General features: G+C 42.6%; 10 protein-coding genes. 7 read left to right on the top strand and 3 right to left on the bottom strand.

All coding sequences use genetic code 11. From position 1 onward, the window contains the following. Nucleotides 1-210: 210 nt before the first annotated feature. The 7 genes from HG267_RS25680 (at nt 211) to HG267_RS25650 (ending at nt 12,361) form a co-directional block, all read left to right on the top strand. Nucleotides 211-4,542: a filamentous hemagglutinin N-terminal domain-containing protein gene (locus HG267_RS25680; RefSeq protein ID WP_045868578.1), complete on the top strand. Its 4,332-nt coding sequence runs from the start codon at nt 211-213 to the stop codon at nt 4,540-4,542. A gap of 60 nt (nt 4,543-4,602) precedes the next feature. Next, nucleotides 4,603-5,418, top strand: coding sequence for a filamentous hemagglutinin N-terminal domain-containing protein (locus tag HG267_RS25675; protein WP_063749813.1), 816 nt, complete (start codon nt 4,603-4,605; stop codon nt 5,416-5,418). Between the two features lie 25 nt (nt 5,419-5,443). After that, the gene (locus HG267_RS25670; RefSeq protein ID WP_096621593.1) at nt 5,444-6,754 is read left to right on the top strand and encodes an IS701 family transposase; all 1,311 of its coding nucleotides are present in this window, start codon (nt 5,444-5,446) and stop codon (nt 6,752-6,754) included. Nucleotides 6,755-6,787: 33 nt separating this feature from the next. Then, nucleotides 6,788-9,121 carry a beta strand repeat-containing protein gene (locus HG267_RS25665; RefSeq protein WP_052335089.1) on the top strand — a complete coding sequence of 778 codons (2,334 nt, stop codon included), beginning with the start codon at nt 6,788-6,790 and terminating at the stop codon, nt 9,119-9,121. Between the two features lie 86 nt (nt 9,122-9,207). Then, nucleotides 9,208-10,548 (top strand): transposase, encoded by a 1,341-nt coding sequence (locus HG267_RS25660; protein WP_045868577.1) that lies wholly within the window; start codon nt 9,208-9,210, stop codon nt 10,546-10,548. 524 nt (nt 10,549-11,072) lie between these two features. Continuing rightward, complete coding sequence (locus tag HG267_RS25655) at nt 11,073-11,468, top strand: hypothetical protein (RefSeq protein WP_045868576.1); 396 nt, start codon at nt 11,073-11,075, stop codon at nt 11,466-11,468. Between the two features lie 17 nt (nt 11,469-11,485). Continuing rightward, on the top strand, nt 11,486-12,361 hold the full coding sequence (locus tag HG267_RS25650) for a hypothetical protein (protein WP_045868575.1): 876 nt from the start codon (nt 11,486-11,488) through the stop codon (nt 12,359-12,361). Nucleotides 12,362-12,573: 212 nt separating this feature from the next. Here the strand turns inward: HG267_RS25650 and HG267_RS25645 are convergent, their stop codons facing one another. From HG267_RS25645 to HG267_RS25635, 3 genes are all read right to left on the bottom strand, one after another. After that, nucleotides 12,574-14,346 (bottom strand): SWIM zinc finger domain-containing protein, encoded by a 1,773-nt coding sequence (locus HG267_RS25645; RefSeq protein WP_052335088.1) that lies wholly within the window; start codon nt 14,344-14,346, stop codon nt 12,574-12,576. An 81-nt stretch (nt 14,347-14,427) separates the two neighbouring features. Continuing rightward, entirely contained in the window at nt 14,428-14,847 is a 420-nt protein-coding gene (locus tag HG267_RS25640) for an HNH endonuclease (protein ID WP_071989350.1), read from the bottom strand. Nucleotides 14,848-14,849: 2 nt separating this feature from the next. Next, nucleotides 14,850-15,269: a hypothetical protein gene (locus tag HG267_RS25635; RefSeq protein ID WP_045868573.1), complete on the bottom strand. Its 420-nt coding sequence runs from the start codon at nt 15,267-15,269 to the stop codon at nt 14,850-14,852. Nucleotides 15,270-15,583: the final 314 nt, after the last annotated feature.

The raw sequence follows: 15,583 nt of genomic DNA, 5'->3' as shown, positions 1-15,583 counted from the left end.
GGTCTGTCGCAGTGCAGAAAGTAATATTTTGCAATATTTATTTTTAATGTTGAAAATGTGATAACAACAGTTATTCTTATTCATATTAGGCAAAAGAAAGCTAGCTGCTGATATTTCTTGAATGATAGTCTGATTCGTACATATCTCTAGCAAAAAAACATTCACATAAGCAATATCGTGGATTTTTAATTTATCCTAGGTAATTTATTTATGTATAGATTACATCAGCCAGAAAAACTCAGTATTAAAAGTATTTTTTATTTATACATATCCACTGTATTCAGCTTCACTTCACCAGCTCAGGCACAAATAACACCCGATAACACCCTAGGTACAGAAGCCTCTCGACTCAATCAAAATCAGATAATTAAAGGCGTACTGAGTGATAAAATTGAGGGTGGTGCAACACGCGGTAGTAATCTCTTCCACAGCTTTCAAGAATTCAATATAGATACTGGACGGGGAGTTTATTTCACCAATCCGGCTGGTATTGCCAATATACTGACTCGCGTTACAGGAAGCGAGCGCTCGCAGATTTTCGGCACATTGGGCGTATTGGGGAACGCTAATTTATATTTGCTCAATCCCAATGGTATTGTGTTTGGCCCCAATGCTCAGTTAGATATTAGCGGTTCGTTTAAAGCAAGTACTGCCAATAGTTTCAAATTTACTGACGGTAGTGAGTACAGCGCCACCACTGCCCAAGCACCACCACTGTTAAGCGTCAGCGTCCCTCTCGGCTTGCAGTATAGCCCGATTCGACCGGAGGCAACAATTACCAATCGCGGTAACCTGAGAGTTGGGCAAGACTTGCAGTTCATAGCAAACAAACTTGACCTGCAAGGACAACTGATTGCTGGACGGGATCTGGTTCTCCAGGGACAGGATACGGTGAAGGTGCGAGATACTGCGCTGAATCCATTTGTGGCGCGATCGGGTGGTAATCTAACTATCCAAGGCAATCAAGGAATTGATATTCTCGCCTTAAGCCATCCACAGCATATAGCCTTTATCAGTAGCAAAAACCTGAGTTTGCTCAGTGATGGACTCATTTCTGGGGATGCTCACTTTAGCAGTGGCGGTGACTTCCGCATTCAAAGTCTTTCTGGGCATCTGGTCAATTTCACCAGCCTGTATGACCCAATTATTAGTAGCACTGGCAATGTGGATATTGCGGCAAACTATCGCGGAGCATCGTTGTTGATCGAGTCTCAAGGAAATGTTAGGTTTCAGGGTACCGCTACCATTGATGCACCCGATACGGTTTCTACCTTTGTGGGCGAGGATGCCGCATTACGAACACAACCAGGTCTGATCATTCGTTCTGGACAAAATAGCTTGGTTTATGGCGGCACCAGTCAAAATAGTCCGCCAGGATTTACAAGTGGAACTGTTCCGACTGGAATTACCCTGCTCAGTCCCGTGCGTATGCAGCCCAACACTCAGGGGGGAGTGGTTAAGCTGACCGCTGCTGAAGGAGGTATTACCTTTCATAGCATTGATGCCTCCAGTACAACGGGGGGCAATGGCGGAACTATTGAATTAAGAGCAAAGGGCGATATTATCAACACTAACTCATTCCTCGATCCATTTGGATTATTCGCTGCACTGGGTTCGTTTTCCTATACAATCGCTGGGGATAGTGGTAATGGGGGCAACATATCCTTAATTTCGACCTTGGGTAACATCACTCTCAACAACGTACACTCGCCCTCGTACTCGTACTCGGCATATGGTGATGTGGGGTCGGGAGGAAACATTTCCTTGTCTTCTGGCTCAGGTAACATCACTCTCAACGACTCGGTCTTGAACTCGAACGCGCAATCGGACTCTGGTAATGCAGGATCGGGGGGAAACATTGCCCTCTACGCTGGCTCAGGGGATATCACTCTCAATAACTCTGGCTTGCGATCGGACTCGTACTCAGGCTCTGGTAATGCAGGGTCGGGGGGAAACATATACCTTTACACTGGGTCAGGGAATATCACCCTCACTAATTCGGGATCATACTTGAATTCTCAAATAACGGGAAGTGTTAAAGGTAAGGGGGGTGATATTACTGTAAGCAGCACAAATGGCTCGATTTACTTAAGAAATGGTGTTCAGATATCTGCTAGCACTGGTGGACAAGGAAATGCAGGCAATATTACTCTCAATGCCTATGGTACGGTTTTAGTAAGTGATAGAAGTATTGTGGGATCAATTGCGGCCAGGGGGGCGACGGGTAATGCGGGCAACATTGAACTCACGGCAGGCTCTCTAATACTTGCCGATGGTGGATATTTGACTACTAGTAATCGGGGAACGGAAAATTCGGGGAGTATAACGTTGACGGTGAGTGGTGCTGCCATCTTTGACGGCGTATTTTTAGATCCTAGCCGTTGGAATTCTAGTGGTGTATTCACTGAATCTACTGTAGGACAGAGTGGAGACATTACCATTCGAGCGGATTCACTATCCATTACTAACGGTGCTAAAGTCATTAGCTCGAATATTGGACAGGCCGATGCAGGAGATATCATCATTGATGCTACAAATGCAGTCTCCGTCAGTGGATTGTACACAAACGGCATCCCCACCAGACCGGAAGACGACGGTAGTATATCCAGTGGCATTTTTAGCGTTAAGAAAAACAGTGGTGGTAATGCAGGCACCATTAACATAACAGCAGGGTCACTTGCTGTAACAGATGGGGCGGTGTTGGGCGTTAGCCTGTTTGATGCAGGTAATGCAGGCAACATCACGATTAAGACCCAAGGTGAAGTTTTGTTTGATGGGATAGGAAAGCCTATCAACGGCAGTGAAGTACCTCTTACAAGTGGTGCCTATAGCTCTGTAACACCAGGAGCAGTTGGTAATGGTGGCGATATCGTGATTACAGCAAACTCACTGAAAGTGAGTAATGGAGCTGTATTGAATTCTAATACTTCTGGTGCTGGAAATGCTGGAAATATCATCCTCTCTATGCCAACCTTGACGATCGCCAGTGGTGGCAAAGTCTTGGCGGCCACTGAAAGCATCGGCAAGGGTGGAACAATTACGATCACTGCACCGAACGCTGTTAATCTCGGTACTAAATCTCAAGATTTTTCACCAGTGATCTCGGTTGAAACGAGTGATGCAGGCAAAGCGGGGGATATTGTCATCAATACGCCGATCCTCACCCTTTCAGATACCGCTCGGATCACGGCGACAGCAAGAGAAAATTCTACAAATCCAGAAGGTGGTGGCAGCATTACCTTGAATGCTTCCCAGATGGATTTGGCCGGCATCGTCGGTGTGTTTGCCGAAACAGAGGGACAGGCTCCAGCTGGCACCTTGCGACTCAATCCCTACAACAATCAACCCAATCTGAATATTGTGTTAATACCTAACTCCCAGATTTCGGCATCCACATCCGGTAGCGGCAAGGGAGGTGACTTAATCGTGGCGGCACCCCAGTCAATTACCATTGCAGGTTTCGGACGATTAGCCGTCGAAACCAAGGGTACAGGCGATGCCGGGAATATAAATTTTGCCACCCAGCAACTGAATCTCAAAGACGGAGTGGAAATTTCCGCCTCCACCTCAGGTGTAGGGAAAGCTGGAGAGATTGGCATTAATGCCGAGACGTTTACCCTAAGTGGCGGGGCAAAAGTCTCGACGAATACCTTTAACACTGGTGCAGCCGGCAACCTCAACGTCCAGGTGAACGATCAACTTTTCCTGACTGGGCAAGGTACAGGACTATTTGCCAGCACAAATGAAGGTTCTATTGGTAAAGGTGGCAGTATTATCATCGACCCTAGAACGTTAATAATTAGAGATGGGGCAACTATCTCTACCAATAGCCAGGGAGAAGGAATTGGCGGCAATATTAAGCTTTCCGCAGGTACTCTCACCCTGGATAATGGTAAAATTTCTGCCGAAACCCGCAGTAGTAATGGCGGGGATATTACCCTAAATCTGCAAGACTTACTATTACTACGCAACAGCAGTCAAATCTCCACCACGGCTGGAACGGCTCAGGCTGGTGGTAATGGCGGCAACATCACCTTTGATGGCAAGTTCATCGTGGCAATTCCCAACGAGAATAGCGACATTAGCGCCAATGCCTTCACTGGCACTGGTGGAAACATCCAAATCAACTCTCAAGGCATCTTCGGTATCGAGTCCCGTGCAAAACCAACTGATAAAAGTGATATTACTGCCAGTTCCGAACAAGGTATTTCGGGTGTCATCAATCTCAATACACCCGATAACAGTTCGATTCAAAACAGCTTCACCCAATTATCCCCGAACGCGATCGACACCAACGCACTGATTGCCAACAGTTGCATTGCACGCGGCAGTAAGCGACAAGAAAACTCATTTACCATCACAGGTTCTGGTGCTTTACGCAATAGTCCGGGGGATGTATTAATTTCCGCCTATTCAACTGGTGATGTACGTAATGTTGAACCAACATCGCGTCCTTGGAAAAAAGGCGACCCAATAATTGAGCCACAAGGATTATATCGATTACCTGATGGGCAATTACTGTTAAGTCGGGCTTGTAGTTAAAGGAAATATTGCACGCATAAGCAAGATCGTGGGTTGTATTTTATCCAAGGTAAGTTATTTATGAGTCGAGTACATCAACAGGAAAAACTCAGCCTTAAAAGTATTTTTTATTTATGCCTAATATCCAATGTATTTAGCTTGGCTTCACCAGCCCAGGCACAAATCACACCCGATAACACCTTGGGTGCAGAAGCTTCTCGACTCAATCAAAATCAGATAATTAATGGTGCCTTAGGTGACAAAATTGAGGGTGGTGCAACACGCGGCAGCAATCTTTTCCATAGTTTCAGCGAGTTTAATATCCAAGATGGGCAAAGTGTGTATTTTGCCAACCCCACTGGGGTAGAAAATATCTTAACGCGGGTCACAGGTGGAAATGCATCGAATATTTTCGGGACGTTGGGAGTTGCTGGTGCAGGAAATTTGTTCTTGATTAATCCCAATGGAATTTTATTTGGGCAGAATGCTTCTTTAGATGTGCAAGGAAGTTTTGTCGGGACAACAGCCAATGGAGTCCAGTTTGGGAATCAACAATTGTTTAGTGCCACAAATCCCCAAGCACCTTCATTACTTATGGTGAGTGTGCCTACTGGGTTGCAGTATGGCAGCAATCCGGGAGCGATTCAATCACAGGGTGCAATTTTACAAGTGCCCGATGGTCAAACCTTAACCCTGGCAGGCGGCACTGTAAATATTGATGGCGGGCAGTTGCTAGCGCCAGGAGGACTGGTGGAATTGGCAGGCATGGCAGCAACCGGCGAAGTTGGGTTAACACAGCAGGGACGGGAGTGGCGGTTGAGTGTGCCGGATGGATTGGCGAGAGCAGATTTCTCTTTAACCCTGTTTTGTCACTCTGGCAGTAGTATAATAAGGTAAAAATGCTAGAACCAAGACACAGAGCATGGTACAGCCCCGTCCAGCCGCACCAACAGTCAAATTTGTGGACGAATATTGCCAGTGGTATAAAAGTCTGTTTCCAGATGTTAGGAGTTTCGAGGCTTTTAAATATCTCCATGTAGGCTGCATTTCTGATCTAAAACGTAAAACATTGCCAGAAATAGCAAAAATCGTAGGATTAGATAACCAGCAAGGGTTGCATCATTTTCTAACTACATCACCTTGGGATATAGAAAAGTTAAGAACCTTAAGGTTAGAGTTAATTTTACAAGTGCTAAAAGGTAGACCAATCATTTTAATTATTGATGAGACAGGGGATAAAAAGAAAGGGAGCAAGACAGATTATGTGAAACGGCAGTATATAGGAAATTTGGGAAAAACAGATAATGGAATTGTGGCAGTGACAGTATATGGTGTTTTCTGTGGGATGACATTTCCATTACTGTTTGAAGTGTATAAACCCAGGGAAAGATTACAGGCAGGAGATAAGTACCGCACTAAACCAGAAATAGCAGCAATACTGATAAAAAAGCTACAATCAATGGGTTTTAAATTCAACTTAGTACTTGCAGATAGCTTATATGGAGAGAGTGGTAAGAATTTCATATCTGTATTAGATGAACTAAACTTGAACTATATAGTAGCGATTCGGTCAAATCATTATGTAGAAATACTTCCACGACAACATATTCAATATTTAAAGTGGCAGAAGTTTCAAAGGGTATTCTCTGACTTGAGTCGGGAAAATCGATTTATTAGAGAAATTATTCCGGGAAAACGTGGAGAACTTAGATATTGGCAAATTACTACAGATCCAGAAAATTTGCCTGATAACACTACTTGGTATGTGATGAGTAAATATCCAGACATTACGCCAAGAGAAGTTGGAAATTTTTACGGTTTAAGAACTTGGGTCGAGTACGGGTTAAAACAAAGTAAGAATGAATTAGGTTGGTCAGATTTTCGCCTGACTCACTACCCAGATATTGAGCGATGGTGGGAAATTATTTGCAGTGCTTATTTAATGGTTAGTCTGCATTCGGAGCAACTGTTTCAGTCTCCATCACAACGAGAGTCAAAATTTGTTTCACATCCTTGGTGGGATAATGGAAATGGCTGGAAGAACATTCTTAACAATCTTCGTTTGATTATTCAACCTTTTACTTTATTTAATCTGATATATCCCTGGTTAACGGTTTTTCCTATTCCTCAATTAGCTTTGGGTTTTTTTAAACTTCAATCTATTATTTATAGCCTCACCAGTTCAATTTTTATATCCCTGATTCACCCTGATTTCTACTTTTCCTCTGCCTAGAGTGACAAAAGAGGGTTAACCAATGGTGCGATCGTGGGTGTTAATTCTGGTGCAGGTGGGAGTATTGCCATAATCGCTCGCAACTTGACGATGACTGGAGCCGAAACACAGTTGCAAGCTGGTATATCAGCAGACTTAGGGACTGTAGGTGCTCAAGCAGGAGATATTGATATCGATGCAACAGAAATCGTAAGCCTTGATACAAGCCGCATCCTTAATGCAATTTTTTCAAACGGAATAGGTAATACTGGCGATATCCGTATTACCACAGGTTCTCTTTTCCTCGCCAATGGGGGACTAATACTTGCTGCCACATTTGGTCAAGGAAATACGGGGGATATCACCATTACAGCGAGAGATACGGTTTCCTTTGATGGCTTCGATAGCAATGGATTTTCCAGTGCCGCTGCTACCCAGGTGTCTCCCGAAGCGATTGGGCAGGGTGGTAATGTCATTATCACCACAGGCAAATTCTCTCTTACCAACGGGGCGGGCCTATTTGCCAGCACCTATGGTCAAGGCAATGCGGGAAATATCACCATTACCACAGATACACTCGCTCTCACCGATGGGGCGATCGTGTCTGCCAGCACATCTGGTCAAGGCAATGCGGGAAATATCACCATTACGGCGAGAGATACAGTATTCATGGATGGTATCGGCAGCGATGGATTGAGCAGTGGGGCTTTTAGCGATGTGTATTCTGGAGCGATCGGTCAGGGAGGCGACATTAGCATCAGCACAGGTACGCTCTATCTCACCAACGGGGCACTGGTAAGCGATAGCACCTATGGTCAAGGTAATGCGGGAAATATCACCATTACGGCGAGAGATACGGTTTCCTTTGATGGTGTAAACATCAATGGAGACAACGGTGGTGTTTATAGCCGAGTGCACTATGGAGCGATTGGTCAGGGAGGCAATATCCACATCATCACAGGCAATTTATCCCTCACCAATGGGGGGTATATAGATACCAGTATAAATGGTCAAGGCAACGCGGGGAATATCACGATTACGGCGAGAGATGCGGTATCTATTGATGGTGAGGGTAGCAATGGATTTGGAAGTTCCGTTAGTAGCCTAGTATATACTGAGGCTACTGGTCGGGGAGGTGATATCACCATCACCGCTGATTCTCTGTCTTTCACCAATGGGGGAACAGTAACTAATTCTACTTTAGGGCGGGGGAATGCAGGAGATCTAACCCTTACAGCGAGAAATGCAGTGTCCTTTGATGGTACTACCAAAAGCACATCGCAAACAAGTGGTGCTGGTAGCACTGTGGATATTGGAGCTATTGGTCGAGGCGGTAATATTCGCATCACCGCAGGTACACTCTCTATCATTAACGGAGCGGCAGTCAGTGCCACTACTTTTGGACAGGGAGATGCGGGAACTGTAACTGTTACGGCAAGAGAAGCAGTGTTCATTGATGGTACAAACATTAATGGAATTCCCAGTGGTATTTTTAGCCAAGTGGGAGATCAAGCCAATGGTCAGGGTGGGAAAATTACGGTGAATACCGAATTATTCTCAATTACGAATAGGGGTGAATTAACGGCATCTTCTGAAGGTCAAGGAAATGCAGGCAACCTGGACATCATGACTCACCAACTTCGCCTGGATAATCAGGGATCGATTCAGGCACAAACGGCATCGGGGCTGGGTGGCGACATGACGCTGCAAGTTCAGGATCTCTTGCTGTTGCGGCGAGGTAGCTTTATTTCCACCACTGCTGGAACTGCTTTTGCTGGGGGTGATGGCGGCAACATCACCTTTGATGGCAAGTTCATCGTGGCAATTCCCAACGAGAATAGCGACATTAGCGCCAATGCCTTCACTGGCACTGGTGGAAACATCCAAATCAACTCGCGAGGCATCTTCGGTATCGAGTCCCGTGCAAAACTAACCGATCAAAGTGATATTACTGCCAGTTCCGAACAAGGCATTTCCGGTGTCATCAATCTCAATACACCCGATAACAGTTCGATTCAAAACAGCTTCAGCCAATTATCGCCAAACGTCATTGACACCAACGCACTGATTGCTAATAGTTGCATTGCACGCGGCAGTAAGCGACAAGAAAACTCTTTTACCATCACAGGTTCCGGCGCTTTACGCAATAGTCCAGGTGATGTCTTAATTTCCGCCTATTCAACTGGTGATGTACGTAATGTTGAACCAACATCGCGTCCTTGGAAAAAAGGCGACCCAATAATTGAAGCACAAAGATTATATAGATTACCTGATGGGCGATCGCTCTTAAGTCGGGCTTGTAATCAATACCTTAGCCAAAATAAGAGGATGAAGAGAGGGGGCCGATGTAATAGAGTTATTGTCTTGGCAGAAATTTCCTCTTCTTGAGTGCGATCGCAAACTTTGAAGATATAGGGCTGCCGTAGTAGAGTTATTGTCTCTCACAACGACAACTCAAAACCCACGAACAGCCCATGCCCGACATTTTAGCACTCCTGCAATGCCTCCTGCCGCAGATAAATGCGACAACAATGAGGCAATTGAACCAGATAATCCAGGCCATGTTAGCCATGAGCGGCCGAGTCACGATGTTAGGAATATCGCGTTGGGCAGGCACTGGTGGTAGTTATCGGACTATGTTGAGATTTTTTCATACAGTAATACCTTGGGCGACGTTGTTTTGGCTGTTTTTTCGCAAGCATTTGTTTTGTGCGAATGAGGTGTATTTGCTTGCAGGAGATGAAGTTGTAATAAGTAAATCAGGTAAACAAACTTATGGGCTGGATAGATTTTTTTCTAGCCTAGCCAGCAAACCCATATCAGGGCTATCTTTTTTTACATTATCGTTAGTAAGTTTGGAGAAAAGGCACTCATTTCCGATTCAGATAGAACAGGTGATAAAGAGCGATGAAGAAAAAAGTATCTCGTCACCAACCCGAGAAGTTAAACCTAAAGATAAACGGAAGCGTGGACGACCAAAAGGGAGTAAGAACAAGAATAAAGCCGAGGTAATTTTAACATCTGAATTACTGCGAATTCAGAAAATGATTAATTCACTATTCAAGTTATTAGACGGGTTTATTCCCCTTACCTACTTAGTACTAGATGGTCACTTTGGGAACAATAATACCTTGCAGATGGCTCGCCAAGTTAACTTGCACATAATTTCCAAGCTCCGCTATGATTCGGCATTATATATACCTTATCAGAACCCTGACTCCAATAGTCGCTCCCGTCGTAAATACGGAGATAAGTTAGACTATTGTAATATACCTAATAAGTATTTATGTAAAAGTACCATTGAGGATGAGATCCAAACTGATATTTATAAAGCCACTCTACTTCACAAAGAATTTGCCCAGGCACTAAATATAGTTATTTTGGTTAAAACCAATCTTAAAACTAATGCTCGTAGCTATGTAATTCTATTTTCTAGTGACCTAGATTTGTCCTACGAAAAAATAATCGACTACTACAAATTGCGCTTCCAAATCGAATTCAACTTTCGAGATGCCAAGCAGTTTTGGGGATTGGAAGTTTTCATGAACTTAAGTCAAACTGCGGTGACTAATGCTGCTAATTTAGCATTTTTCATGGTCAATTTATCCCATTATCTTCTCGCTGATTTTCGTCTCCTTAATCACGACTCCGGCATTATTGACCTTAAGGCTCACTATCGTGGTTTTCGATATGTTCGTGAAATTTTAAAAATGCTTCCGGAAATGCCTGAGCCTATTTTATTAACCCAGATTTTTGCCAAGCTTACTTCTTTAGGACGTATTCATACAGTTTCTACGGGCGTTGAACCCTCGTAAATTGGCAACGGTATTGTTTACACCATTTATTTTTGACTGCTTCTGAAGTTGAATTTGAAGCTGTGTTCCCTGATTGGAAAGGCTTTTGTCTGAATCACATACAACGTTCTCATCTCACACAAATTTCCTCTAAGAATATAGAGTAAATATAAGCACTACTTCTATTTTTGTACTGTCAGTACTGGTGCAATTTTATTGCGTTAGTATACGCGCAGTGTTACCGCAGACTAGCTTAGCGGCTCCGTTCACGAAGTGTACCCAAAGGGCTTAGGGTAGGAGCCAGTCTTGGATGGCCGGAGGGCTTTTGTCAGTTCGCTTACAGGTAAACATCGTCCGATAGCGTTCGATACTTCTACCTTGCGGGAAGCATTTCGGAGAAAAAGCGATTTTCTATCTTCCAAGCTTATTGCGTTGTCAAGCACAATAAGCCAATAACAAGATGTAAAATTAAACTAGTAAATCTATCTCAAAATAATACCCATTTCTAATCGTAAAACAACCAAAATAATCAAGGGAGAGTCTGAATGGATAACGAACAAGCTGTCTTGGAAATAAGTGCAGTTGAAATTACTAAGTCTTTATTATCAGATTTAAAACAACTCTCCAGGTGTGCAGGAGAACCAGTAGCTGCGGTTTTTGCTGATAGTTTATTACGAAAAATGCGCTCTTTACATGATATGTATATGGACGATCCATATACAGAAATAGTAATGGCACTACATGATGCACTTGCTTATCAAAATAATTGGATTGAATATGGTGGCGAACAGTACCAGGATGTATATAACCTATTTTTATCCCTAGTTGAGCGAGAAAAAATTACTAATATTGAAGTAGAAAATGCAATTCTAACTCTAGAACAAATAGGCTTTGACACTTTACCTTTTGGAGTCAAACTTGAGAGCGATTTTCCAGAATAAAAGATAACGTTATAAATATGTCAGGTTCATCAGTCCAAGAGCATTTTTTAGATACCTCGGTAATGAGGTCATTACTACTTGCAACACAAGCTTATCGGCAGTATTTAGAATCTCAATTGAATTCGGAACCGCTTTATATATCCAACTACGTCAAAATGGAAATAAAACGTAGTTATTTAATCAATATTATCTCTTTTTATTTTGTTCTGCGTTTGGATGCAATTAATACTATAGGTGATGCAATTGCATTATGGAGCAATAAGTTTAAAGGAAGTGAACTCAAAGCAATATTGCAAGTTATCCCTCAGCTTTTTAGTATCCGTCAGCTTAATTTCTCTAGTCCCAAAGATAAAGAAAAAGCTCTATCTGTATTAGTAATTTACATCAAACGTTTTGAACTGATAATCAGAAGAAAATTTCCTAACTGCAATGATTCTACAGCCTGTGCCCGTTCTCTTGTCCCACTGACTATCGATTTAAAAAATCCAGTTCCCGACTTGAAAAAGTTTGTTCTGGAATTTGGAGATACAAAAGACTGTCGAAGCAAGTGCCAAATTGAAGACTTTCTTTTGGTAAAATATCGTTCCGAAGTTGAGCAATTAGTAGAAGTTGCTTCCCAACTGCCCAGGAATACGAATACAAGGGGATTTCTAAATATTGCTAATAATCTCAAAGAGATATTAGTTACAGGTGCAACAGCTTGTGACTGCAAGCGCTGCGAGAAAATTGGAGATGCAGTTATCGCTTTAAATGCACCTCGTAATTTGCGATTGGAACACACTGATAATTCCTTTGATTACTTATGCTCACCAATTGAGCAACCTCACTACAAACATCCCTCAGAAAACCAAGTAGTGATGAACCCATTAATAATCAACTTGGAACAGGATTAATGCGAACCGAAAGATCAGCACTAAGTCCCAAGAGGACAGGCTATACCAACGCGAACGACTTACGTCACGCAAGCTTCGCATATTCCCTGAATTCGCATAACATCCTAAACTGACAACCAGCAAACGAGATTTCTATTCAGGAGTACCTCCGACAAATTGAAAAAATAAACGCCTCAATTTTGAAGAGTAAATAATTGCTCAAACTCACAAAATTATGGTTTATTGAGTTCTTTGAATAAATCCATTAATTTATATTTGCGTCCATGAGTATATTCTAATTTTGCACGGTAAGCAGACCATTCAGCTTGTTTTCCTAGTTGCAAATAACCAGCTTTAACTTTTTTCAAGCACTTAACAGCATCACTATAACGCTTGGCTTTAGAACTATTCATAATTTCTTCTGCCAGCTTTTTAGCCTTTTCAATTACCCAATCTGGACGATGGGGAATAGCTGCTTCCATAACTCGATGTAATGATTCTGAGGCATAGTAACTATCTGTTTTTACTGTTTTTATCGCATCATCAATTAGCCCTTCATGGAGAAAAATATCAACTTTTGCACCATTAGCATACCAACTTTCAGATTCCCGAAGTATTTCGAGTAGATCTTGTTTCAGCAGAGACCAATTATCAAGAGCCAAGTTTTCTACTTTCATGTAATCTCGGAATGATGGTCTGGTCTCAAATGCAACGATACTGGCATTTAATGCGATCGAACTATCGCCTAATCCTTCTGCTAAATCGCTCGTCCAAGAAGCAAATTCATACGTACAGTTTCCTGGTAAGCTTAATCCCGCTCGCGAAATTACTAATGCTTCCGACAAATATCCATCTTCCCGTAATATTTTGGCGAGAGCAAAGGCTGCTTCTGCTGTATCCATGTGGGTTTTCGCGGCAGTCATAGCTTCATCTACTCTTCCTAAAGCTGCTAATTGCGTTAGGTATTGCAGCGTCATTCCTTCTGAGAAAGCTAAGTTTAAATACTCTGTATAACGATTTTGTCGCTCGAGATAATCCAAGCGAATTAATGCTAAGTTATCGGCAAAAGCCGGACGGATAACTTCCCAAAGTTGTGCATCAGTTTCACCCTTCATTACCCGTTGCAGTGGATCGTAATTCCAGCCTTGATGCAATGCTGACAAACTCATGGAAAAATCTGCACTAATTTCATCCTGCCAGGATTCCAGCATTATTCGCAAATCGATCGCATCTTCTGCCGATATCTCCCCACATAAAATTGCTTCCGTCCATGCGCTATCGAGAGGTTCTGCGATCGAATAGGAATCACCACCGTAACTTAATAGCTCGTCCCATTCCTCTACATAGGTTGTCGTAATGACTTCAAGGATAGCGATCGCATTATTCCCATCCCCATTTTGTGCAAATTCCTGCGCTTTGTCGATAATAGCAGTCAATTCTTCGGTAAATGGGTCATCTTCGGTGCCATACTCCAATTGTTCTAATCCATCCTGCAAAATCCGTTTTACCTGACTACGAATAGGTGCAACATCAATTTTGGTACGACGGTTAGAAGATGAAGATTTTGTTGCGGGAGTCGGTGAATTTATTAAGCTCAAAAAGCAGTCAACATCATCAATTAATTCTGGGTTTTTCTGTACTAATTCTTGAACCAAACGTTGAGTTTTTAGGTGGTCGAGGCGATTTAATAACTGTTCCAGCGTTGGACGTTCTTCAATTATTGCGGATGAACGCGAACAAGTTAACAAGGTGGCGACGATATGCTTACACCAGCCATCGTAATTGTAAGCACAGTTACAGTCAACAGAATTAATTCCACCTGCATCAAAATCAATACTGACTTGATATGGTTTAATTTCGCTACCTTCTACTGCTGCTTGAATCGTATTACCACGTTTTTTCAGGTTGATTACTGCTCCCCGATTATAATATTCTTGACCGCGACTGTAGGATGAAACATTGGAGTTATGGCGGATTATTGCTTCTGAGATTGGTGGAATCGACATAGCACCCAGGAGTTTTATTTTTAGCCTATGCTGAAATTGGATTCATTTTTCCTAGACATCAAAAATCTTCACTTGCAATAACTACCAGCTAGGTGGATGCCAATTACTGTCAATCCACAATGCTCTCGCCTCAGTTATATACTCATTATTTAGTCGCAAAGCAATTACGGTTGCTCGACCTGTAGGTGTTATACCAGCCACATGAGTTCCACCATTGACCCAATTAAAATGCTCTAGCCAAGATTGTTGTCTTGGGTTAAATAACGGAACTAACTGACTTGTTTGTGGGTCAGTTGCATGAGTTTTTGCACCTTTGAATTCATTACAACGATAACAAGAAGCTGCTAAATTTTCAGATTCGTCTTTACCCCCAACTGCTTTAGGAAGGATATGCTCCATTACCAATGGCATACCAATCAGGCGGGAGTTGGTTCGGCAATACTCACACCGATAGCCAGCTCTTTCTATAATTTCGGCGCGATTTTTTTCAGAAATAGCCATGATTATGCCGGCAATTCTTGTATTGCTGGGATTCTGTGTCCTCGCCAACGGAGAACTGACCAAGCATAAGCTTTTTGTAACATTAATCGGTCAGCAGCTATTCTTAAGGAGCTAAGTTCTTGACGTTCAACAGGTGTTAATTCACTATCTTTGTTTTTCTCTAGTAATTCTACATGGCGTTGTTGTTGTTCTAAAGTTATTTGACTTTGAGCGATCGCAAGCAATTGTTGATCATCCCAGGTTTGCATTTGTAAAAGTTCTGCCTGAATTTCTACCGGAGCATTGTCAGGTGTGGGGGGTAAGTTGCTGGCTATGCTTTGAGCTGCCAGAACTTCTAAGGGTTGCTGGGTTGCTGAGGCAATACGAGCCAATTGTTGAAAGATGGCTTGTGGAAGTTCAACCGTGACTTTTTGCGTTGCCATTGGTTGCTGGATATCGCTTGTTGTTTATACCTTTAATTTTAGCAGTCACGCTTAATCTGAACTTTCCGCCATCAAGCGATCATTTTTTTGTTTGCGATTCGTGAAGATACTGTTTTTTTGATACTCCCACACATTGAAGCCGTGGGAGCGTCAAATAAGACACAGTTAACGGTATTTACCAGGGCTTCGATATTTTCCGATAATAAGTTGCCTTGCTTGAATTAAAAATATTTATCTAATACTTTGGTGGATTGGGTAGGCATTAAGTTATTGCAGTGATGCGGTTTAATCGCTTAGTATTTTCTTTCATATTG

The sequence above is a fragment of the Tolypothrix sp. PCC 7601 genome, from assembly GCF_025677855.1.
In the GTDB taxonomy this organism is placed as follows: domain Bacteria; phylum Cyanobacteriota; class Cyanobacteriia; order Cyanobacteriales; family Nostocaceae; genus Aulosira; species Aulosira diplosiphon.
The sequence above is the reverse complement of the archived record's forward strand: the minus strand, read 5'-3'. Positions and strand labels throughout refer to the sequence as shown.

Excerpts from the sequence above, each read along its gene's own strand:
- HG267_RS25680 (WP_045868578.1), top strand. The coding sequence starts at position 211 with ATGTATAGATTACATCAGCCAGAAAAACTCAGTATTAAAAGTATTTTT.
- HG267_RS25675 (WP_063749813.1), top strand. The coding sequence starts at position 4,603 with ATGAGTCGAGTACATCAACAGGAAAAACTCAGCCTTAAAAGTATTTTT.
- HG267_RS25670 (WP_096621593.1), top strand. The coding sequence starts at position 5,444 with ATGGTACAGCCCCGTCCAGCCGCACCAACAGTCAAATTTGTGGACGAA.
- HG267_RS25660 (WP_045868577.1), top strand. The coding sequence starts at position 9,208 with ATGCCCGACATTTTAGCACTCCTGCAATGCCTCCTGCCGCAGATAAAT.
- HG267_RS25655 (WP_045868576.1), top strand. The coding sequence starts at position 11,073 with ATGGATAACGAACAAGCTGTCTTGGAAATAAGTGCAGTTGAAATTACT.
- HG267_RS25650 (WP_045868575.1), top strand. The coding sequence starts at position 11,486 with ATGTCAGGTTCATCAGTCCAAGAGCATTTTTTAGATACCTCGGTAATG.
- HG267_RS25645 (WP_052335088.1), bottom strand. The coding sequence starts at position 14,346 with ATGTCGATTCCACCAATCTCAGAAGCAATAATCCGCCATAACTCCAAT.
- HG267_RS25640 (WP_071989350.1), bottom strand. The coding sequence starts at position 14,847 with ATGGCTATTTCTGAAAAAAATCGCGCCGAAATTATAGAAAGAGCTGGC.
- HG267_RS25635 (WP_045868573.1), bottom strand. The coding sequence starts at position 15,269 with ATGGCAACGCAAAAAGTCACGGTTGAACTTCCACAAGCCATCTTTCAA.